This window comes from Flavobacterium ginsengiterrae (assembly GCF_039539785.1).
GTDB lineage: Bacteria > Bacteroidota > Bacteroidia > Flavobacteriales > Flavobacteriaceae > Flavobacterium > Flavobacterium ginsengiterrae.
In genome coordinates this window covers 553,641-579,200 of record NZ_BAABDU010000003.1, presented here as the reverse complement: position 1 = coordinate 579,200, position 25,560 = coordinate 553,641, and the positions used below count along the sequence as shown (strand labels likewise).

Genomic DNA, 25,560 nt, shown 5'->3' with positions numbered 1-25,560 from the left:
CCAAATAAAGATCAAAACATAATGGCTCTATCTACAAAAAAATATTTATATATATTCTTTTTGGTTTCTCCTATTTTAAGCCTGTATGCGCAAAGTTCAACAACAGAAATACCTACAGTTTCTGTTGGTATTAACTGTGAATTAGCGACGGTAATAGAGATAAATCAAAACAACGAATCTGCTGTTACAACAAACAGCAAAATAGATAATTCCAATCAGTTTATAGTAGGGTTGTCCACCCCCAAGGACAACCTTACTATGGCGACTGAAACGAATAATCAGTTACCAGAATGCAACGAAAATTCATTTCTTAGTTCTACTTCAATTCTTGCAAAAGATATCATTGAGAACTACAAATATGACTTTTCTGAAACATTCATAGATATCTTGTTTTTTGAGCGTATAGACTTAGCAAGAACACGTACTATATGATTCAAAAAACTACTTTATCTTTTTTTAAAGTTTTCATTTTGTTTAGTATGATCATTTATACTAAACAAAATTCTTATGCCCAGGCTGCGATAGTTCCGCAGCCTTTAAATGGGTTGCAAAAGCTATGTGCAGGACCTTCATTTAATGAGTTTTTTGCTACATTTAGTTATGTAAATTTTCCAGCAGGAACTACTTTTGAGGTTGAACTTTCTGATCCTACAGGAAGTTTTTTAACCACGACTACAGCAACAGTAAAGCTTCAAGTAACTGATTTATCTCCGACACAGCAAACAATTAAATTTGGACTTCCAACGAATTTGATTGGTTCTCAAGTTTACGGTATTAGAGTAAAAAGTTCAACAGGGGTTGTTAGTGCACGATTTAGAAACTCTATAGATAACGCATCTGACTTTCCAGCATATTATAAAATTTACGAATCTACATTTTCGATTAACAAAAAAAATTCTTCTGCGGTAATTTGTAGTGGTGGTTCTGTAACGTTGTCTGTTGATAATGATACACCGGCTGTTCCAGGTTCATCACCTTTAACTTATCCAAATCTTAAATACATCTGGTACAAGGATGATGTTGCTATTGCTGGTCAAAGCACAAAAGATTTAGTTGTAAATACTCCTGGTAGTTACTATGCGGTAGTCGATTATGGAGATTGTACGGATAATAATATCGCTTCGAACCGTGTGGTAGTATCATCTGCTACCGGAGGCTCTGCTGTTACTATAGATTCAAGTTTAGGAAATCCGTTTTGTTCAAACGGGGACGGAACAGTTTTAACCGCAACTAGCGGAAACAGCTATGTTTGGACAAAAGATGGAAAAGAATTAGGAAGAACACGAAGTATTAATGCTAAAGAATCTGGTGTTTACACTGTAGAAGTCGATTTTGGTGGATGTAAAGCTACCGGAAGCATAAATCTAAGCAGTAATGGTTTTGATGCCAGTATTGATGTAGCAGAGACCACTTCTATTGGAGAAGGAGAAACGTTAAATGTTTCTGTTACTACAGATGCTTCAACTCCTTCATTTGAATGGTTTTTAAACGGAAATGCTATATCTGGAGCTAATGGAAGTTCTTATGTGGTAGCCGTACCAGGTAATTATAAAGTTATCATTTCTCAATCATCAGGATGTGTTTCTTCAAGAGAATTTAATTTTAAAGTAACCGGGCCTTCACAGCCATCAACAGTTATTCAGAATATTATAAAATTAAGCGGTGTTAATCCTTATTGGAATATACCAGATGAATATAAAAACGCAAATACTAAAGTAATTATTCTCAGTTCAAACGGAGAGAAAGTTCTCGACGTTGTTAATTATCAAGGCGACTGGCCTCAAACAGCAATAGATTTTAAAAATGTAAATCCGGTATATTACTATGTCATTCAATCCGACACAGGTGAAAAAAAAGGATCAATAACTGTGATTAAATAATGAAGAAAATTTTACTATTCATAACTTTATTTTGCGGTTTTTCATGTTTACTCTATTCTCAGGAAAAAAATGAGAATGGAGTTGTTTCGTTTTCATTACCTATCAGAAATTCGTTAAAGTTTAATAGATATTTAATTAACCCAACTTTTAGTTTTGTTCGTGAATCAAACCCCTATGCAAGTTTTTATAATAAAAGACAATGGGTACAGTTTGAAAATGCGCCACAGACTTATTTAGCAAATTATTCAGGCCGATTTAGAGAAAATGAAGCCTTTGCAGTTGGTTTATTTCAACAGAATTATGGTTTAATGACTGTTTTTGGCGGTGTTGTCAATTTTGCACATAATATCGTTTTACAAGAAGACAGCAATTTAACTTTCGGTTTAAATGTTGGCGCTTACCAAAGCGGTTTAGATAAAGGAAAAATTGTAACAGATGATATCGATATTTTAAACGGAGATTATCCATCAAATACATTGCTTACGGTTAATCCGGGTATTAACTATGGAACAACTTTTCTAGATTTTGGATTATCGATTAATAACTTAATTCTTTACAATTTCGGTGGCGGAATGGTAAAAGAAGATCCGGAAAGAGCAATTCAGTTACACGCCATGTACACAGGTTATATTGATACCTATGGTTTTTTCGACAGAAGTAAATTTTCTGGAATTGTTAGAACAGAAATTAAAAAAGACAAAACAGTTATTTCAGGGCTTGCCATGTTGGCTCTTAAACAAGGAGTTTGGGCGCAGGCAGGTTATAACACTTTATATGGAGTTTCAGCAGGCTTAGGTATTAATCTTTCTCCAAGCATTGCTATCGAATACAATTATGAAAGAGGAATGGGCAATTTTACTAACATGGGAGGTTCTCATGAATTTGCAATTGCTTACAGATTTAAAAACAGAAATTACTATTACGGAGATGATGACGAGGGATCTATAATTGATCCATCAAGACCAAAACCGGTACCAGCAAAACCGAAATCGGCAGCGACACAAGTTAATAGAGCTGATATAGCAGAAAAGAACAGACTTGCTGCAGAGGCAAAAGCAAAAGCAGATGCAGAAGCAAAACAAATAAGACTTGCAGCCGCAGAAAAAGCCAAAGCAGATGCTGAGGCAGCCGCTAAAGCAAAACTAGAAGCAGACAATAAAGCTAAAGCAGATGCTGAAGCTCTTAAAATAAAATTAGCGGCAGATGCAAAAGCAAAAGCCGATGCAACAGCTGCAGCACGTGCCAATGTAGTTGCAGAACAAAAAGCACAAGCACAGTTAGCAGCTGATAAAGCTAAAGCTGATGCTGAGGCAAGAAGATTAAAATTAGCAGCAGATAATAAGGCAAAAGCCGATGCGGCAGCTGCAGCAAAAGCTAAAGCAGCGACATCAACACCAGCCCCTGCAGCACAAAAAACACAAGCGCAATTAGCAGCTGATAAAGCTAAAGCTGATGCTGAGGCAAGAAGATTAAAATTAGCGGCAGATGCAAAAGCAAAAGCCGATGCAGAAGCTGCAGCAAAAGCTAAAGCAGAAACACCAGCTCCAGCTCCGCAACAAACAGCGGCACAATTAGCAGCCGATAAAGCAAAAGCTGATGCTGAGGCACGCAGAATAAAATTAGAAGCTGATGCAAAAGCAAAAGCTGATGCCGATGCAGCAAAAGCAAAAGCAGTTACAACAACTTCAGTTCAGCAAAGAACTCAGGCACAACTAGCTGCTGATAAAGTAAAAGCCGATGCTGAGGCAGCAACAAAAGCAAGATTAGCAGCAGCAGAAAAAGCAAGAGCAGATGCAGAAGCAGCAAGACAAGCACGTTTAGCAGCAGCTGAGAAAGCCAAAGCCGATGCAGAAGCAGCAAGAGCTAAGTTAGTTGCTGATGCAAAAGCAAAAGCAGATGCAGCAGAAGCAAAACGTAAAGCCGATGCGAAAGCCAAAGCAGAAGCAGCTGATATGGAGTCTATCCTTGCAGCCGATGCAAAAGCAAAAGCAGATTCAGATGCTTTACAAGCTAGAATTGCGGCCGATGCAAAAGCTAAAGCGGCTGCAGAAGCTAAAACTAAAGCTTCAATTGATGCGGCAAATAGAGCTAAATTGGCAGCCGATGCAAAAGCAAAAGCAGCAGAGGAAGCAGCTCTTAAAGAAAAATTAGCAGCCGATGCAAAAGCCAAAGCTGATGCTGAAGCTAGACAAGCAATTATTGCAGCTGAAGCCAAAGCCAAAGCCGATGCTGAAGCATTGAAAATAAAACAAGCAGAAGAAGCACAAGCAAAAGCAGCATCAGAAGCACAAGCAAAATTAGATGCGGAAGCTAAAGCTAAAGCTGATGCAGAAGCCCTTCAAGCGAAATTAGCAGCAGAGGCTAAGGCCAAAGCTGATGCCGAAGCGTTAAGAATAAAACAAGCAGAAGAAGCAAAAGCGAAAGCTGATGAAGAAGCACGTCAGGCTAAATTAGCAGCGGAAGCTAAAGCCAAAGCTGATGCAGAAGCCCTTCAAGCAAAATTAGCAGCCGAGGCCAAGGCCAAAGCGGATGCCGAAGCATTAAGAATAAAACAAGCAGCCGAAGCAAAAGCTAAAGCCGATGCAGAAGCTCAACAAGCTAAATTAGCAGCGGAAGCTAAAGCCAAAGCTGATGCAGAAGCCCTTCAAGCAAAATTAGCAGCCGAGGCCAAGGCCAAAGCGGATGCCGAAGCATTAAGAATAAAACAAGCAGAAGAAGCAAAAGCGAAAGCTGATGAAGAGGCACGTCAGGCTAAATTAGCAGCCGAAGCAAAAGCTAAAGCCGATGCAGAAGCTCAACAAGCTAAATTAGCAGCTGATGCCAAAGCTAAGGCAGATATGGAAGCTCTTCAAGCTAAATTAATTGCGGATGCCAAGGTTAAAGCCGATGCAGAAGCAACAGCAAAAGCCAAAGCTGATGCCGAAGCAAAACAATTAAGAGAAGCAGAAGAAGCGCGTCAGGCTAAATTAGCAGCCGAAGCAAAAGCTAAAGCAGATGCAGAAGCACTTCAAGCTAAACAAGCAGCTGAAGCCAAAGCCAAAGCAGATGAAGAGGCACGTCAGGCTAAATTAGCGGCCGATGCGAAAGCCAAAGCCGATGCAGAAGCCCTACAAGTTAAACAAGCAGCTGAAGCCAAAGCAAAAGCAGATGAAGAGGCTCGTCAGGCTAAATTAGCAGCCGATGCTAAAGCTAAAGCTGATGCCGAAGCCCTTCAGGCTAAACAAGCAGCTGAAGCGAAAGCAAAAGCCGATGCAGAAGCCCTTCAAGCTAAGTTAGCGGCAGATGCAAAAGCAAAAGCTGATGCGGAAGCACTTCAAGCTAAGTTAGCTGCAGATGCTAAAGCTAAAGCTGATGCCGAAGCCCTTCAGACTAAACAAGCAGCTGAAGCGAAAGCAAAAGCCGATGCAGAAGCCCTTCAAGCTAAGTTAGCGGCAGACGCAAAAGCAAAAGCTGATGCAGAAGCACTTCAAGCTAAGTTAGCGGCAGACGCAAAAGCAAAAGCCGATGCGGAAGCACTTCAAGCTAAGTTAGCTGCAGACGCAAAAGCAAAAGCCGATGCGGAAGCCCTTCAAGCTAAGTTAGCGGCAGATGCAAAAGCAAAAGCCGATGCAGAAGCACTTCAAGCTAAGTTAGCTGCAGATGCAAAAGCAAAAGCTGATGCGGAAGCACTTCAAGCCAAGTTAGCTGCCGATGCGAAAGCTAAAGCAGATATGGAAGCTTTACAAGCTAAATTATTAGCAGATGCTAAAGCCAAAGCCGATGCCGAAGCAACAGAAAAGTTACGTGCTGAAGAAGAAACAAGATTATTAAGAGAAGAAGAGGAGCGTCAGGCAAGGTTAGCTGCAGAAAAAGCCAAAGCTGATGCTGAAGCAGCAGCAAGGGCAGCAGCAGCAAAAGACGAAACAGCAAAAGCAATTGAAAGTTTAACACTATCTATTGAAGATACTAGTAAATCTCAAAATGATTTATTAAATCAGTTTAAAGCAACTGTGGCAAACAAACAAAAAGACTTGAATGACTTAAAAGAAGAGAATGATTTAAGTGAAAAAGGAATTTATAGAGAGCCTAAGCCATTTAAGAGCGTTGCTGCTGAAAACAGTCAATTAGAAGCCTTAAAAGCGCAGCTTGCTGATGCCAGCAGAATTCAAAAAGATGAAATTGCCAAGCTGACTAATTTATATAACGAAAGGCTTAAAAAAGTTCCTAATAAGAATGATGCTTTAAATAAAGCTTATCTTGAAAAGATAAATCAGTTAAAAGCTGCTCAATTGAAAATGGAAATGGAGGGTGCAGCACTGTTAGCCGATTTAGAACGTATTAAAACGGAAACTGAGATAGAGAAAAAACGTAGAATTAAACGTGCCGCTTATGAAAATGACGAAGGAAGATATGCTCAGGACGTTGCAGCTCTTAAACGTATTAAAGAAACAACGAAAGTAAGCAGTACACCATTAACAGCGAGTGATTTTGATTTCGGAGAAGATCAGTCAAATATGCAGATCATCAAGAATATTAAAAACTCTGAAAGTGGTTTTTATATGATTCTCGCAGTTCATAATAGCGTAGAGAAAAGAGATCAGTTCTTAACGAAAGCTGTAGCAGCAGGACTTACAGATATTAATTTCTTTTACAATATAACAACAAGTAAGTATTATATCTATTACGAGAAATTCGAAGGTTTACAAGAAGCAACAAAAGCACTTGAAGCAAAAGGATCTAAGCCATATAACGGGAAAATGGCAATCGTAAAAGTTGAGAATTAATAAATATATAAATATAAAGAGGCTTCTTGAATTTTCTGGAAGCCAACAGATATAAAATGTTTTAAATACTAATTATTCTTCTTTGATGCCCCTCAGAGAAGACATGTAAGTAAACAATAGAGTGATTATGAAAAAACCTACTATTTTAAGAACGCTGATTTTTGTTTTAGCAATGATGTTAAATTTTGCCTCCTACTCGCAGAATTTAATTTCATTTAATTCAAAGTTTGATAAAAACTTGAAGGAAAATATTTTTCTAAAAGCAAGCAATCAATTTGAAAAAGAAATTAGTTCTAATACTAACTTGGATGTAAATGCTGAAAAACCGGCAGTGCCAATTATACCACATCCTGTTAAAAAGTATGCAGAAGGAGATTATGCCGGAACTGTTTCTATTTGTCCTAACGACGGTGCTGAGCTCCCAAAACTGTTTTTATGTGGATTAAATGATTCCAGATTAATTGAAACGGGTATAACAAATGCTTCTTCGATTGTATGGATGAGACGTACTGGCGGATGTACACCAAATACAAATGGAAATTGTCCTAATATTGCTGAGAATTGTACTTGGGCAGGTGTAGCTACCGGACCTAATTATTCAGCTAATACTGCGGGTGAATTCAAAGTTGTTATTACATATCCTGATACTACAGTTTTTACTTTCTACTTTAATGTTTATAAAAATGAAGTAGACCCTACAGGAATTACAAAAAGTGATGTTGTTGCCAGCAGCAATGGGTGTGTAATTCCAGCAAGAATTATTGCCGGAGGATTCAGCTCTCTTTATGAATATAGTTTTACAACTAATCCTGCGCCAAATACATGGCAGGATAGTAATACTTTTTCAACGACTACTCCAGATACTTACAATGTATTTATTAGATTAAAAAATGTTCCTTCAAGCTGTGTTTTTAATGTAAAGAATATAGTGGTTAGTAGAATTAATTTTTCTACTACATTAACGGCTAAGCAGCCAGGCTGTGCAGGTGAAAAAGGAAGTATAAAAGTTACAGCAAATACACTTAATAATCAATATGTATATGCAATTTACAGAAGTAATAATACAACAACACCATTATCATATACAATTCCCCAATCAATTCCTGAACATGAATTTACTGGATTAGATGCTGGAAGCTATATCATTACAACCACTATACCGCGTTCAATTACTGGTGCAAATTGTGATATTGTAGATTCTAAACCAATCACCATTATAGCAGCAAATACTCTTAATAATACTTCTTATATTGAAACTAATTTAACTTCATGTGCAACTGGAATTATTAGAGGAAATGCAAATGGAGGTACTGGATCTCCATATCGTTATTTTGTAAATTATAATAGTACTGGGTTTGTTTCTGTACCGAATGGAAGAGTTATTGTTGATAAAGGAGGTACTTATATTTTACGTGTTGAAGATTTAAATAATTGTTCGGTTGATCGCACATTTACTATAGCTAATGTAAATAAACCGGTATATACAATTAATACCACTACCAGCGGTAATTGTAATCCAACAGGAACAATTACAGTAAATGTTACTAATAATAATGGTTATAACACCATTCAATATAGTAAAGATAATGGAACAAACTGGCAGAATTCTAATAGCTTTACAAATTTACAATCAGGAGATTATAATATTACTATAAGATATAGAACAGGAAGTAGCGGTAATTATTGTCAAGATGCTTTTACTACTGTTACAATAGGTACAACAACGCCATTAACTGCTTCAGCAGGAGTTGGTGCATTACCTGGGTGTCAGCCTTATCCTGAGAGAGGTATAGTAAGAATTACCAATCCTCAAGGTGGTACGCCTCCATACGAATATTACTTTACTAACGAAACCATTAATCATAATGGATGGTCGACATATAATGAAGGTTATTTACCTGCTGGAGGACCTTATACAGTGCGTATTAGAGACTCAAAAGGATGTACTTTTGATATGACTGGCATTATTATAGATTCTAAGCCTACACCTCCAAAAATTGAATATGGACCTATTTCTTATAATTGTGATGGTACGGCTACCCAAACTGTTATCATAAATAATGGAGCAGGAGATCCTCGATATAATTTCCAATATTATTTGGATGGAAACCCAAACCCTAATACAGCTAATCCAAATGTGTTTTTAAATGTTCCTGCCGGATCTCATATCATTTCGGTTGATTACAACATAAAATCAGTAAGTACTTATAGTAACTTATTAACTGAAACTTTTGGAAGCGGGGAAAATACTACTTCTCCAGGTATTAATACATTTTATTATTGTTTTGAGCGTCAATTAGCTAATCAGCCGTCAACATGGTGTAATGGTGCTTATGCAATAAATGACGGTGATTATTCTGTTACCAGCTCAATTAACCAAACAGCTACTTCAGGTTGGAACTGGAGATATCCGATAGATCATACTAGTAATGGATCTGATCCTAAAGGAAGATTCCTTGCAGTTAATATTGGAGATCAAATTCCAGTAACAACAATTTTATATGAAAAGCAGATTAATGATGTAATTCCTAATCAGCCAATCATGTTTGAGTTCTATGCCATGAACTTAATGATGCCTGGTGCTGGTAAAGCGGATGCTAATTTAAGAATTGCGTTAGTTGATGCTTCAGGTGCTGAGATATCTTGGTTTGCAACAGGAAACATTCCAAGATCTAGTTCAAGTACAGATTGGAAGAAATATCCGCAAACTGCGATTACTCTTGACCCAGGAAATAATACGACATTAAGACTTATTGTTCGTTCTAACGTTCAGGCAACAGAAGGTAATGACGTTGCTATTGATGATATTAAAGTTTTCCAGGTTCCAAGAGTTTGTGGAGCACAATTTTCTGAACCATTTACAATTACACCACCACCGCCATTTGTTGCACATGTTGACAGAGTAACACCTGTTTCATGTTTTGGTGCTGGAGATGGAAAATTTGATATTTATGCTGAAAATTTTGATGGAGAATTCTTTTATACATTAAATGGTGGTACAACATGGATTAGATCTACGGTAGATCGTGTCACTATTGGGCCATTATCTCCTGCTACTTATAATGTTAAAGTTCGTAATCACATGACTTCAACTGCTTGTGATTTTGATATCCCTACTACAATTACTTCTCCAGCGAGGTTTACATTAGATGCCACAGCAACTGTTGCAACTTGTGATACTCCTTCTGTAGTGGAAGCTATCGTAGGAGGTGGAGCACCACCGTATAGTATTTCATTGACCAGAATTTCAGATGGAAAAGTTTTTCCTTTTGTTCTTGAAGCCGATAATAAATATAGAGTGAGAGGAGATTTCGCTGCTAATGATCTTACTCCGGGAAGTTATACTGTTTCAGGAACAGCTGGTGTTTGTACTGCATCTAAACCAACGAATTTAATAATTACAGGTTCAACTCCTCCAACAGCTGAAATTGGATCAGCTTCAAATTTATGTTTTAATGGAACAACGGGAGCTTCAATTGTAATTTTAGTTAAAGATGGTTTAGGTCCATTTAGTTATAGAGTTAGACGTAATGGAGGTAATTACTCGGATTACAGTACACCTTCTGCATCACGGACTATTACACACAATGTGACTCAATCTGGAAATTATGAATTTGAAGTTAGAGATGCAAATGGCTGTACTGCAATAGCGGTAAGCCAGCAAATTGATCCGCAGTTGGGAGCTGAGACTGCTGTAAAAACTTCATTAAGCTGTAAAGCAACAGGATCAGATGCTACTATCGAAGTAACAATTAAAGGTGGTACTGCACCATATAGTTATATTGTCAGAAACAGTTCAAATACTCAGGTTGCTTCTGGGAATACTACTAATCCAGTATTCGAATATTCAACAGGGACTGCAGGGGCTTATACTTTCCAAATAACAGATGCGAATAGCTGTACTTTTTCAGTTACCCGAACAGTGGATGCATTGGTAAGGCCAACAGCAGAAGCTACACCTCACAATGCAGCTTGTAATGGAGGAACTGGATCTGTTGATCTTCGAGGCTTAACAGGAAAAGCACCTTTTATATTCCAGTTTAATGGTACAGGAGGCTTTACTAATGTTACACATTACGATAATTTACCAGCATCAGTTGCAGGTACAGATTATACTTTTATAGTTAGAGACGATAATGATTGTGAAAGATCTTATAGTTTTAAACTTTTTGCGCCAACAACAATTAATGGTACAGCGGCTATTTCACCTGTATACAATTGCGAACATCCAGCAACTATTACGGTTTCTAATGTTTCAGGTGGTACACCTCAATATAAATATACTTTATTAAAAGATGGTACTGCGGTTGTAGGTCCTCAAGATGGTAATACATTTACAGGAATTAATATTGCTGGTGTTTATACAGTAAGAATTACAGATGCTAATTCTTGTTTTATTACAGTAAATGCAGGAACAATAAATGCATTGAATCCTCCTGCGGCGATGACAATTACAACAACTACTGCTGCAACTTGTCCAACAAATAAAGGAAATGTAACCATTACCAATGTTACAAATGCAGCAGGAACTGCAATAACTGGTGCTTTAGAATATAGAATTGTTCTTCCAACAGCAGGTGCATTCCAATCTAGCAATGTATTTAATAATCTTGATGCAAATGTTCAATATACATTTGAAGTGAGAGATAGTAATTTATGTACTTACAGAAAAACACATACTATTGCTCCGCCAGCTAGTTTTACAGTAGGAGGTTCAGGTGGAAATGTGACTTGTTTTGGTGCAGCTGATGGTTCTGCAACTTTCACTGTTACTGGAATAGCTTCTGGTACTAATTACAGTTATGTTGTAGATTCTAGACCAGCAGTTACAGGTATTTCAACAGGAAGTCCTTTTACTATTTCTGTAACAGGATTAACAGCTGGAAATCATTCTATAACAGTTACTAATTCAATTACAAACTGTCCTGTTTCTGCTTCAGTAACTATAGGAGGCCCAACAGCAGCATTAGCTTTGAATGCTCCTGTTTTAACACATGAAACTTGTAATGTTAAAGGAACAGCTGTTATCAATGCGGTTAATGGGTGGGGAACTTATACTTACACACTAACACCAACTTCACCAGCAGGTCCTGTTGTAGTACAGGTTGGAAACAATACATTTACAAATTTAAATGCTGGAACTTACAGTGTTACTGTGACTGATAATGGTGGTTGTACTACTCCAGTTGCTCAAAACTTTACAATCAATGATCCTGTTAATCCAGTTGCCAGTATTGATACAGTAAATTCAGATTTATGTGCGAGCGGGACAGGAGCGACAATAAGAGTTTCTCCGAACACTGCTGCAAATTATACTTATAGTATTGATTCAAAAGCTACTCAAAATAACGGAACATTTACTGGTGTAACTCCAGGAAATCATACTATTAGAGTGACGGATACATCTACAGGTTGCTACACTGATTTGACTGTGCCGGTAATTGCACAGCCAATTAGTGCAAGTCCTTCGATTATAAAAGATTTAGATTGTACTACTACAACTCCAACATCTGCAAATGCAACAATTCAGGTAGAAATTTCTAATGGATATCCTGATTACAGATATAGAGTTAATACAACTGGTGCTCCATTTAGTGGTGGATATACAAATGTGGGAGCTGGTCTTACATCATTTAACTATTCAGCTGCTGCCGCTGGTACTTATTACTTTGAGATTACTGATGTAAATAATTGTACAGTAATCGTAAGTCAGGTTGTAAACCCAATTGTAAAACCTACTTTTTCTACCATAGAAACGAATGTTTTATGTAAAGGAGGAGCTACAGGCAGTATTACTATTACTGGTAACCCGGTAACAGGAACTTATGAATATAGTATTGATAATGGAGGGACTTTCCATACTTCTAATACTTTTGGAGGTCTGCTTGCAGGTAATTATCAAGTAGTTATTAGAGATGTTAAAAATTGTGTTTCAGATCCTCAAACAGTTACTATTGGTGAACCTGCTGATGGTTTAGATGCATCAGCAACTGTAACTAAAGCTTTATCATGCGGACCTGGGAATGCTTCTCAGGCAGCAACAATTACAGTATCAGCTAATGGAGGAACACCATTTGCAGGAGCAAACCCATACAGATACAGTTATAATGGTCAGGCGCCGGTTACATCAAACACTTTTTCTATCAATACAGCAGGTAACGTTACAGTAGTAGTTACAGATGCAAACAATTGTTCTTTCACAGTTGTTGGCGGCGTAACTATTGATGTTCTTGATCCTCCGGCAGGACTTACAATAACTCCTTCACGTCCTATTACTTGTAGCGCTTTAGATACAAATTTAAGATTAGAATTTACAGGCGGAGTAGGGCCGTTTACATATGAAATTACCAGCCCTGCAGCAAGTGTTGTATCGGCAAATGATACTAATAGAAATCATACATTTAACGGTTTAGCACCAGGTCATTATTTCTTTAAAGTTACTGATGTTAACAATTGTACAATTACTGGTGATTATGAAGTTGAACCAGTGACACCAATTACTGTTGGAGGCTCTTTAGTTACAGCAGTAACTTGCAATAATTCGTCTACTGGAGCTGTTAAGTTTACAGTTGGTGGAAATTCTACAGGATTTACTTATGTAGTAAGAAATACTGCAAATACAGTTATTACTGGTGGCGTAGTAACTGGTAATGATATTAATTTTACTGGTTTACCAGGAGGTACGACTTATACTATTACAGTAACAAACCCAACAACAGGTTGTACGGCAACTGCATCAGTTACTTTAGCTAACCCTGCGGCTATAGCAATAACTAGTGCATCGGGAACTAAAGTATTCTGTAATAAACCAGAGACAACAATAACTGTTACAGCTTCTGGCGGAACAGGAACGTTATATTATGCTGTAGTTGGAGCTTCTCAGGCAGCACCATCTTATCCAGCAGATTATAATACATCAGGTGTATTTGTTAGAAATACAGCCACGCTTGGTGAAAACTTTACTATTTATGTTCAGGATGCGAACGGATGTTCAATAACTGATAATGTTTCGGTTACAAGAAATGCTGTTCCAAGAATTGATCCTATTTTAACAGCGCAATGTTATTCAGGAACTAATTTTACGGTAACCATTACAGGATCTGTTTATAATGGTCTTGCAAATGCTACTTTTGGACTAAATGGTTCTTACAATACAAATGCTGTAAAAACAATTACTGGTCCTGGAACTTACACTTTAGGAATTAAAGATGATAATGGTTGTGAGGATACTACAACTATTGTAGTGAATGATCAGTTGACTGTTAGTGCTGTATTACAAAAAGATTTAACTTGTCCTACAGTACCAGTTACACCAACAAGCGCTCAGATTAATTTATCAGCTTCTGGTGGTAATGGTACGTATGCTTATGAATACAGAATAGGAACAACAGGTGCTTTCAATCCGATTGTGGGTAATACATATTATCCGACTGCACCAGGTGAATATTATTTTAGAGTGACATCAGGCGGTTGTTCTGCTGTAACTACTCAAAAAGTAGATGTAACAACTCCAGTTCCACCAGCAATAACAGGTGTTACAGAAATACAATCTATAAAATGTAATGGTGATGAAACAGCTGCAATTAACATAGCAATTGATTTGACTCAAGGAGTTGCTCCATTTGTATTTAATGTAAGAAGAACAGCACCAACTGTATTTGATTATGGTACACAGACATCTGGATTAGCTGCTGGTACTTACACTATTACAGTTACAGATGCTAAAGGGTGTACAGATACAGAAACCATTACTATCAATGAGCCTTTACCAATAAGCTTCACGTTAGGTAAAGTGGATATTACATGTAATACCCCTGGAGGATCTAGCCTTGGAGAGGTTCGTGTTCTTAATGTTTTAGGAGGAACGGCTCCATTTGCTTACCATATAACTAATAATTTTGGTGATGTTATATTAGGTAATCCATATGCTGCAACAGGCAGAGAGGATCATTTCTTTACAGTAATTAAATATGGTATTTATACTGTGAATGTAGTTGATGCTAATGGATGTAGTTTGTCTCATCAGATAACAATTGCTTCACCGCCTTCAGATTTAACTATTAATGTTGGAATTTCACCGTCAGACTGTCTTACAGGAGGATCGGCTAAAGTATCAGTAGTTGCACCAGTAGGAAGTCATAATTACAGATTTGGTATTTTAGAGACTAATACACCTCCTTATACAACAACTTGGTTAACTTCAGATCCTGGTTTCCCAGATGAGAGAACTTTTACAGGTTTAATCCCAGGTGTTACCTACACATTTGTAGTACACGATTTAACTACTGATTGTTATTATGTTAAGGCGGCTGATGCTCCTATTCAGGCGGCATCACCAATGAAATCTGATTTAACACCTCATAATGTAACTTGTAAGGGAGCAGGTGATGGAAGTGTTTCATTCTCTCTTAGAGATTATGACGCTACAACTACTTCTGTAGATTATGCAATATTTAGAGCATTTAGTAATGTTCAGGTTTATCCTGCGGCAGGTACTTTAAATACTGCTATTCCAATTGCTGCACCAGGAACAATTACAATTCCTTCACCAGGCGGATTATTGCCGGGGACATATTATATTCAGTTTACTGAACATGGAACAGGTTCTTATAATGGATGTAAATCTGCATCAGATACTTTTGAAATAAAAGAATCTTCAGTAGATTTATCGGTTACTGCTTCTGTACTTAAAAATGAAAATTGTAATGAGTTAGGTATTATCATTGCTGAAGCAAGAGATGGTGCTGGTACATATTCTTATTTAATAAGTACTTCTGCAACAATGCCTTCATTGACAGATACTGGCTGGCAGCCAAGTGGTACTTTCCAACGTGCTGCCGGTACATATTACATATTTGCTAAAGATGCTAATGGTTGTATTAAACCTGTGGCAGCTTCAATTAATCTGGTTAGAGATCCTGATCCGGTATTTAATTTAGACGTCGTTAATTTATGTGCAGCTGAAGGTGCTTTTGCAATAAATGTAACAATTACTGATGCTGTGCCTACAATGGCGCCTTATTCTATAAGTGTTAACAACGGATCATTTATAAATTTTACCGGTCTTACTTATACAGTTTCTGGTCTTAATTCGGGCCTACAGAGCATTCGTATTCAAAATAAAAATGGTTGTCCAGTAGAACATACTGTAACTATAAATCCAACACCAGCTGCGGTTGCAACGATTGATAAAATTCTTGACTGTTCAGGTGCAGGAAATGCTCAGGCAGATGCTTCTATAACAGTTGATATTCAAAAAGGAGTTGGACCATTTACATATACAGTACAAAAAGATGGTGCTTCATTTGGCGCTCCGGTTACTTTAGCGTTAGGTGTTACATCTTTCAGTTATCCGGTGTCTAATGCTAATGCAGGACATTATATTTTTACAATTACAGATCCAAATAGCTGTTCAACAGTTACAGATGAAATAATTATTGATCCTTTAATACCAATAGTGCCATCTTATACTCCTACTGAACCAAAATGTTTTGGCGGAACAGGAAGCATTTTATTGGCAGCTGCAGGTGGAAAAGGAAATTATACTTATACATTAATTAGAACAGCTCCTACTGCGGGAACTTTAATTTCACAAACAGTTCCATTGTTTGAGAATTTAATCGCAGGAGATTATACTTACACTATAACAGATGGTTTAAATTGTCAGGTTACAGGTACTGTAACTTTGAATCAGCCAACAGAAGTATTTGCAGTTAATCCAGTGATTACACCATTAACATGTGGTCCTGGAAATGTAGCTCAGTCAGCTACGGTTGTATTAGGTGCAACAGGAGGTATTGGAGGTTATGAATTTAGTTTCAACAATAGTGCCTTTAGTACTCAAACAACTTATACAGTTGCAGATACAAATGCAGACCAGTTGAATATTCCTTACAGTGTAAGAGATGCAAATCATTGTACTAAATCTGGTACAATTGATATCTTCAAGTTAGATCCGCCAACTGATTTTGATATGACTCAGGCAGCTATAATTACTTGTAATGTGACATCAACAACAGTTACTATTTCTAACGTAAGAAACTCAGCTGGAGTTATTGCAGTTCCACCGGGAGTTCTTAGTTATCAAATTGTTTCTCCTTTATCAGCAGCTGTTAATAACGGAGCAAACCCAGCATTCACTAATCTTGGGCCAGGAAATTATGTGTTCCAGGTAACAGATGATGCGACAGGTTGTATTAAACAATTGTCTTATGAAATAAAAGATGTTATTAAAATAAATATTGTAGGACAATCTACAACACCAATTACTTGTTTAGGAACCCCTGATGGAAGAGCATCTTTCTTAGTTTCAGGTTTTGGAACAGGTGTTGGAACTTATAATTACATTCTGGATACAAATCCAGCCGTAACAGCTCAGACAGCTGCTGCTATTAACTTAACGAATTTAGCTGCAGGTCCTCATAGAATTACAGTTTATGATGATGAAACTGGATGTGATATGTTTGTAGATTTTGATATCGATGCACCAGCTATAGCATTAACTATTGATAAAACAGTAACCCCTAGAGGTTGTACAACATTTGGAGCTGTAACTGTTACAGCACAAAACGGATGGGGTGATTATACATACACTGTAACACAGCCAAATGGTGCTGCTTTAACAAACAAAACTGGAATTTTCGGAGGTCTTACACTTATCGGAGTTTACAACATAACAGTTAGAGATGCTAATGGATGTCAGGCAACCGATACATTTGAATTATTTACACCAATTAATCCAACAGCTTCAATAGACGCAACATCTGTTTATTGTAATTCTGCTGCGGGAGCTACTTTGGTAATCAATGCTTCATCTACATCGCCATTTATTTTACCTGGTGACACTTACCAATACAGTATTAACAATGGAGCTACTTGGAGTTCAAATAATACATTCGCTAATTTGAATGCAGGTACTTATAATATTAAAGTAAAAGATAAATTTGGCTGTGAGTCGACTGCTTTTGCTGAAATTATTAATGCACAACTTTTTGCTTCCGCTGAAGTAAGAAAAGAACTTTTCTGTACAGGAATTGTAGATGGTACAATTAGAGTAAGTGCAGTTGGTGGTTATCCAGCTTACGGTTATACTGTTACTAAAGACGGAGTGTTAGATCCTACGGTAATTCCGTTTACAAATGGAACTTATTCGGATTATACAGTAACCGGTGATGGAACTTACATATTTACTGTAATCGATTCAAGATCTTGCCCAGCAACGACTGATCCTGTTGAAATGGTACTTCCAACGGCTGTTGTTTACACTACAACTCCAACATCTCCAAGCTGTTCAGGAACACAAGGAAATGTAGGTGATGGTAGAATTTTATTCAATTTAAATACTAGTAATGATAATCCGCCATATACGTACACTATTCAGCGTACTGCACCAACCGCAGGAGCGTTGATTTCACAAACTAATAATCCATTATTTGTAGGATTAATAGCTGGTACTTATGATGTAAATGTTATTTCTTCTAGAGGTTGTTCAACTCCTGGTACAGTTACAATTGATGAACCAACTCCAGTTGTGGCGGCAGCGATAGCAAGTCCATTTACTTGTTCTCCAGCAAATGTGATTACTGAGACTATTGTTACTGTAACAGGAACAGGAGGAAGCGGAACAGGAGCAGTAAGTGATTATACTTATAGTGATAATGGTACAAATTGGTACACTACAAATACTTTTAAAGTTTTCGATAACGGAACAACACAAAATTTAACTTATTGGGTTAAAGATGCTAAAGGATGTATTTCATCAGATAATATTAATGTTGTTGCTTTCCCTGTTTTAGTTTCTGCTGCAGCTGATTTAGATGTAGCGGCAGATTGTCCAAATGGTGGAATCGAAACTATTAAGGTTGATGTAGTTGGTGGAACTGGTAATTTTGAATACCAAGTTTCTATAGATAATGCAGGATTTGGTACAACGAAAACGGCATTTACAGGAACGACATTTAATTATCCAGCTCCTGCAGGTCATTCTTACCAATTCCTTATTACAGATGTTAATACAACTTGTACAGTATTAACAAACGTTCATAATGTTCCATTGTATAACATCATGGAAGTAAATGCAACAGCATCTGCAATGGCAAGCTGTCAAGGATTCTCTGATGGAAAAATTACTATCAATATAGCTAATTATACAGGTACTTATGATTATAGAGTACTTCTTGCAGGAAACCCTGTAGCAACTGGTACAGGAATAAATGCAGCAACAAGTAACCCATATGTAATTACAGGTTTAGCTGCAGGTGTAGATTATGAAGTTGAAGTGACACAATTAGGATATCCTCAATGTGTTGTTCTTTCAAATAAAGTTACAATTACTGAACCGCCTGTTTTAGATATTGCTGGAATGCAGGTTGATGTTGAAAATCAAAACTGTCATAATCAAAAAGCAACTATTACAGTTAATCCAGCTACTATTGTTGGTGGTACGCCAGGATATATGTATGCTTTTGTACCGGCTGGGAATACACCAGATCCGTTAACTGATTATGGAACATCAAATGTAAAAACGTTCACAACAACGCAGGTTGGACCGTTATTGTTTGATTCGTACGATGTTTATGTAAGAGATGTTAACATGTGTGAAACGTTCAAAACTGTTAACATTTCATTAGATCCAATGCCTGCCATTACAAATGTGAGTGTACAAAGTCAGTGTGCTAGTGCAGCAGGATATAGAATTGATGTTGCAGCCAATGGTCTAGTACCATTAAAATACAGTATTAATGGTCAGCCATTCCAGGATGACGCATTCTTTACAGTATTTACTCCGGGTAATTATACAGTAACTGTAATGGATAAAAATCAATGTACAGTAACTGCAACAGCCCCAGTAACAGTGTTAGAGCCATTAACATTAGAGGCAGAAGTAACTTTATCTCCAACATGTAAAACACCATCTGGAACGATTACGTTAACAGCTGGAGGAGGAACAGTAACACCGCCAAATAGTTATATATATACCATTAATAATTGGTTGTCAAGCCAAGTTACTCCTACATTTGCAGGTTTAACTCCAGGTGTTTACAATTTTGGTGTAGAAGATATTATAACACATTGTAGACAAACGGTAAGTATAGAGATTACTGATCCAACAGATGTTTTAGGTGTAGTATTGACTACAAGAGCAGTTACTTGTAATAATGATTCAAACGGAGGTGTATCTGTAGCTATTGCAACTACAAATGACAACCCGCCTTACACTTACAGTATATCTGGTGCAACGGTTAGCATTGTAGATCAAATATCACCTGAATTCAATAATTTACCAGCTGGTTTCTATACAGTGATTGTAAAATCAGGAAGAGGATGCGAATCTACTCCTCAAACAGTCGAAGTTACACAACCAGATCCGATTGTTGTGAATACAAGTTTTACAGAATACGGATGTACGACTGGTAATACAACAAACAACGCTGTAATTACAGTTAATTCTGTAACTGGAGGATCTGAAAATTTTGTACGATATGAGTTTAGAAGAGGAACTGAGTTAATGTATTCCGGAACATCTAATACTTATACTGAGGTTGACCATGCAGGAGGTAATTATACTGTAACTGTTTATGACAGTAATGAATGCAGCGGAACGAATACAACTCCAATTCAGATTAGACCATTTGCAAGTTTAATTAGCATGAGTTTTGATGTTACAGAAATTACATGTAATACAGGTGAAACTATTAAGACTAATGTTACAGTGAGAGGAACTTTAACAGCTCCTTTACAGTATACTCTAACAGGTACAGATGTAAATGGTAATCCTATTACTCCAGTAGTAAATAATAATGGTACTTTTAGCGGATTAGCAATTGGAGATTATTTAGTAACGGTATTTAACCCAGCTACAAATTGTTCGATTGCACAAAATCATAAAGTGCAAGATCCAAATACATTTAGTTTCACAGTAACAGGAACAAAAGAAGATGTTTGTTTTGGTGATTCTGATGGAAGCGTAGATTTAACTATTGTAGATAACCGTCCTTATCCAAATGATGAAGCAGGTTCATTTACATATACAATTACAGGTCCGGTTCCTAGCAGTGGAACAAGTGCCGGAGCAACATTACCATTAACTGGTTTAAGTGCTGGTAGATATGAAGTAGTTGCTAATTTAGTAGGAACTCCTTATTGTGAAGTCCGTACGACCTTTGATATTGGAACACCATCAACAGCGTTAACAATGAACTTATCACATACACGTATTACTTGTGCTGCTGGTAATAATGATGGAACTATTGATGTTTATGCTGAAGGCGGATGGGGAGGTACATATCAATATGAACTAGTTGGCCCTGTAAGTTATATTTATTCTGAGGATGGTCATTTTGAGAACTTAACACGTGGACATTATACAGTAAATGTTAAAGATTCTAAAGGATGTATTATAACAGATTATGTTGATTTAGAAAATCCTGATCCTATCCAATTTAATGCCTCAGCAACAAGCAATGTATTAACTTGTTATGGAGACGATAGCGGTGTAATTACAGTTTCTCCTCCAACAGGTGGTCAAGGGTCTAATTATTCATACAGTTTAACTTATACAACTCCAGAAGGTGATGTAAGTCAGTTGGGACCACAGCCAAATAATGTGTTTACAGGTTTAAGAGCAGGAACATATACTGTTACAGTAACTGATGGATTTAGTTGTGAATTTACTTCACCAGTAACTATCACGCTTACTAATCCAGTTAAGGTTGAAGCGGTGTTATCAATAAATCAAAACATTACTTGTAAGACAGATGCAACACTTACTTTAACAGTAACTGGAGGAACAGGACCTTACACATATAGTGAGGATGGAAATACTTACAGCCTTCCTTTTAATGGAACAATAACATTCCCTGTTCCTGTTGGAAATCATAAATATTTTGTTCAGGATAGTTTCGGTTGTATTAGCACAATTTCTAATGATCAGAATATTGAGCCTGTTACCCCATTATCTTTTGAAGTAGATTCAAGAAATGCTGTTGTTAACTGTAAAGGTGATGACAGTGCAATAATTAGTGTTGTTGCTAAAGGAGGTTTAGGAAACTACGAATATACATTGTTAGATGCAAATCATAACGAAGTAAGACCTGCACAGCAGGATGGTGTTTTTGCTGAACTTTACGCAGGAACGTATTATGTACATGCGAAGAGTATTGATTGCGAAGATGAAGTACAGATTACAGTTACTGAAGCGCTGGAACTTCTAGCTTCAAGTTTTACGGTTGTTCCGGTAAAATGTTATGGAGACAACAATGGTAAAATTGTTATGGAAGCGCATGGCGGAACAGGAGCAATTAAATTTGCAATCGAACCAAATCTAGATCAATTCCTTGAAAACGGAACTTTTGAAGGTTTAGAAGCTGGTATTTATACAGTAATTGTTCAAGATATTTTAGGATGTGTAAACATTCATGAAATTGAAGTAAAACAACCGGAAATTTTAATCGCTTATGAAGTGCCGGGATCTATGATTCCTGAAATTTGTAAAGGTGATAAAGATGGTGGGTTTATAGTTCAAATTCAAGGTGGTATTGCTCCATACTTTGAAAGTTTAGATAAAGACAATGGACCATTTAATCCAGTTGTTGGTGTAACTAAAGAATACACAGGTTTATCAGGAGGAAGACATACTGTATTTATCAAAGATAGCAACGGATGTATTTACCTCGTAGAAGTTAATATGCCAGAATCAGTTGTTCTTGATCCAACGCATACTATATCTTACGATTGTGTTAACAATGCCCAATCTAATATGGTAGTGATTACAATTGATCCAAGCAATAACCCTGCAGATATTGACTACTCTCTAGATGGAGGTCCAATTCAGCCAAGTAACATTTTTACTAATATTCCTGCTGGTGACCACACAATTAGAGTAAGACATACTAACGGATGTACAGCTGATGTTGATTTCAATATAATTGGATACGCGCCATTACAATTGACATTATCAGAAGAAAAAGGTGTATGGAACATCATTACAGCTTCAGCTGTAGGCGGCGGCGGTGATTATGTATACAGTATTGATGGCGTAAACTTTAGTTCAGAAACTAAATTCAAAATTTACAAAACAGGTACTTATACAATCACAGTTAGAGATAAAAATGGTTGTACAGATACTAAAGACTATTACATTAAATATGTAGATGTTTGTCTTGACAATTACTTTACTCCAGCTGGTTCTATCAACACAACATGGGGTCCTGGTTGTACAAACATTTACAACAACCTTACGTTCTCAATCTTTGATAGATACGGACGTGTAATTGCGAAATATCACTATGGTCAAAAATGGGATGGTAAATATAACGGTGAAGATTTACCTTCAGGTGATTACTGGTATGTTCTTAAACTAAATGACGAGAATGATGGAAGAGAGTTTGTTGGACATTTCACTTTATACAGATAACAAAATAATTGCCCCTATGATGTTGTCTAAAAAATTTATTACAATGAAAAAGTTTATTTTATCCTTAGTACTCATGGCTGTAACAACAAGTTACAGCCAAGAGTTAAACCTACCGGTGTTTACGCAGTATTTAGCTGATAACCCTTTTGTACTTTCTCCTGCTTATGCAGGTATTGGAGATAACCTTCGAATAAGAGCCAATGGATTAACACAATGGGTCGGAATTAAAGATGCGCCTCAAAACCAGTCTCTTTATGCCGATTTTAGAATTCTGGATCGTTCAGGAGTTGGTATTTCTATGTACAATGATAAAAACGGATATACTAGACAAACGGGTGCCAAAGTATCTTTTGCACACCACCTTATCTTAGATTATTATTCACAACAGTATTTGTCTTTTGGTCTTTCGTATAACTTCAATACGTTCAGAATTGATATCGATGAGTTTAACAACACAATCGAACACCCAATTTTGGATCCTTCTGTAACAGATAACCGTTATACAACAAATAACAACTTTGATATTAGTGCCTTGTATCGAAACAAAAATTTCTACATTAGTTTCAACGCAAATAACGTATTAAAGAAAAATACCAATAAATACCGAGGTGTAGAGCCAGATCTGCTTTCAAACTATCAGGTTTATACAGGGATGATTTTTAAAGATGCTGAAAACAGACGTATCGAATACGAACCATCTATCTATTACCAATATTTTGCCAGTGATAAACGTTCAACAACCGATTTCAACTTCAAATACAGAAGATACAATCGTTACGAAGATTATTATTGGATTGGAGTTTCTTATCGTTTCTTAAACGACCAGTTTCCAAAACCACTATCTGTTGGACCAATGGCAGGTTTTATGAAATCTAAATTCTATTTTGGATACTCATATCAAATTATGTTTAACGATTTAGGAAATTACAATACGGGTACACATGTTGTCACGATTGGATTTGATTTCTTACAGTCGATTAGTAACTGTCCTTGTACACAGAGTCCTGTACACGATTAAAAACTATAACTTAAAACTTACTGTAAATTCAATACAGTAAGTTTTAATGTTTTATAGAAGATCGATTTTTTTCTTTATTTCCTAAATTTTTGTTTTTTTTCAGCGTTTACATCGTTTTCGTTGTAATCACGCACTATTTTTCGTTTTTTTCGAATTTAACACAAGCCGAAATGTTCTATATTTGTTTTTCTTTCAAAAAAACTAAAAAATTATCAAATGAAAACTTTAAACGATTTCGATTTTAAAAATAAAAAGGCAATTATCCGTGTTGATTTTAATGTGCCGTTAGACGAGAATTTTAATGTAACTGATACAACACGTATTGAAGCTGCAAAACCAACTATTGATGCTATTTTAGCTCAGGGAGGAAGTGTAATTTTAATGTCACATTTAGGCAGACCAAAAGGTGCTGAAGAAAAATATTCATTAAAACATATTTTAAAAACAGCTTCTGAAATTTTAGGCGTTCAGGTAAAGTTTGCTGAAAACTGCGTTGGAGAACCAGCACAAACTGCAGCTAAAGATTTAAAACCAGGAGAAGTTTTATTACTTGAAAATTTACGTTTTCATGCTGAAGAAGAAGCTGGAGATGTTGCTTTTGCAAAAGAATTAGCATCACTTGGAGATATCTATGTAAACGATGCATTTGGAACAGCACACAGAGCACACGCTTCAACAACAATTATTGCACAGTTTTTTCCAAACGACAAATGTTTTGGAACATTATTAGCAAAAGAAATTGACAGCTTAAACAAAGTACTTAAAAATAGCGAGAAACCAGTAACTGCGGTTTTAGGAGGATCTAAAGTTTCTTCAAAAATTACTGTTATTGAGAACATATTAGACAAAGTAGACCACATGATTATTGGCGGTGGAATGACTTTTACGTTCATTAAAGCACAAGGCGGAAAAATTGGAGAGTCAATTTGTGAAGATGACAAACTTGATTTAGCACTTGAAATTTTAAGATTAGCAAAAGAAAAAAATGTTCAGGTACATATTCCGGTTGATGTAGTAGCTGCAGACGATTTCTCAAATACAGCAAATACACAAATCGTAGATGTAACTGCAATTCCTGACGGATGGCAAGGTCTTGACGCAGGTCCAAAATCTCTGGAAAACTTCAAAAAAGTAATTTTAGAGTCAAAAACTATTCTTTGGAATGGTCCATTAGGAGTTTTTGAAATGGAAACTTTCTCAAAAGGAACAATCGCTTTAGGTGATTTTATTGCAGAAGCAACTAAAAATGGTGCATTTTCTCTAGTAGGAGGAGGTGATTCTGTTGCAGCAGTAAAACAGTTCGGTTTTGAAGACAAAATGAGCTATGTATCTACTGGCGGCGGGGCTATGCTGGAAATGTTAGAAGGAAAAGTTTTACCTGGAATTGCTGCAATTTTAGACTAAAATATCACAATTAACATTTTTTTGCGTATTTTTAAGCTTTAAACTTTTTAAGTTTGCAAAAATACAAGCTCTGTAATTGTT

General features: G+C 36.6%; 6 protein-coding genes. All 6 read left to right on the top strand.

From position 1 onward, the window contains the following. Positions 1 to 21 precede the first annotated feature (21 nt). The 6 genes from ABD859_RS05320 (at position 22) to ABD859_RS05295 (ending at position 25,479) form a co-directional block, all read left to right on the top strand. Positions 22 to 432 carry a hypothetical protein gene (locus tag ABD859_RS05320; protein ID WP_345141292.1) on the top strand — a complete coding sequence of 137 codons (411 nt, stop codon included), beginning with the start codon at positions 22 to 24 and terminating at the stop codon, positions 430 to 432. Beyond that, positions 429 to 1,880 carry a gliding motility protein SprC gene (gene sprC, locus ABD859_RS05315; RefSeq protein WP_345141289.1) on the top strand — a complete coding sequence of 484 codons (1,452 nt, stop codon included), beginning with the start codon at positions 429 to 431 and terminating at the stop codon, positions 1,878 to 1,880. Before ABD859_RS05320 ends, sprC begins: the two co-directional genes overlap by 4 nt. Continuing rightward, complete coding sequence (locus tag ABD859_RS05310) at positions 1,880 to 6,643, top strand: PorP/SprF family type IX secretion system membrane protein (protein ID WP_345141286.1); 4,764 nt, start codon at positions 1,880 to 1,882, stop codon at positions 6,641 to 6,643. Before sprC ends, ABD859_RS05310 begins: the two co-directional genes overlap by 1 nt. Positions 6,644 to 6,770: 127 nt before the next feature. Further along, positions 6,771 to 23,057: a T9SS type B sorting domain-containing protein gene (locus ABD859_RS05305; RefSeq protein ID WP_345141283.1), complete on the top strand. Its 16,287-nt coding sequence runs from the start codon at positions 6,771 to 6,773 to the stop codon at positions 23,055 to 23,057. A gap of 43 nt (positions 23,058 to 23,100) precedes the next feature. Further along, positions 23,101 to 24,075 carry a PorP/SprF family type IX secretion system membrane protein gene (locus ABD859_RS05300; RefSeq protein WP_345141280.1) on the top strand — a complete coding sequence of 325 codons (975 nt, stop codon included), beginning with the start codon at positions 23,101 to 23,103 and terminating at the stop codon, positions 24,073 to 24,075. Positions 24,076 to 24,291: 216 nt separating this feature from the next. Then, positions 24,292 to 25,479, top strand: a complete 1,188-nt coding sequence (locus ABD859_RS05295; protein WP_345141277.1) for a phosphoglycerate kinase — start codon at positions 24,292 to 24,294, stop codon at positions 25,477 to 25,479. Positions 25,480 to 25,560 lie beyond the last annotated feature (81 nt).

Excerpts from the sequence above, each read along its gene's own strand:
- ABD859_RS05320 (WP_345141292.1), top strand. The coding sequence starts at position 22 with ATGGCTCTATCTACAAAAAAATATTTATATATATTCTTTTTGGTTTCT.
- sprC (WP_345141289.1), top strand. The coding sequence starts at position 429 with ATGATTCAAAAAACTACTTTATCTTTTTTTAAAGTTTTCATTTTGTTT.
- ABD859_RS05310 (WP_345141286.1), top strand. The coding sequence starts at position 1,880 with ATGAAGAAAATTTTACTATTCATAACTTTATTTTGCGGTTTTTCATGT.
- ABD859_RS05305 (WP_345141283.1), top strand. The coding sequence starts at position 6,771 with ATGAAAAAACCTACTATTTTAAGAACGCTGATTTTTGTTTTAGCAATG.
- ABD859_RS05300 (WP_345141280.1), top strand. The coding sequence starts at position 23,101 with ATGAAAAAGTTTATTTTATCCTTAGTACTCATGGCTGTAACAACAAGT.
- ABD859_RS05295 (WP_345141277.1), top strand. The coding sequence starts at position 24,292 with ATGAAAACTTTAAACGATTTCGATTTTAAAAATAAAAAGGCAATTATC.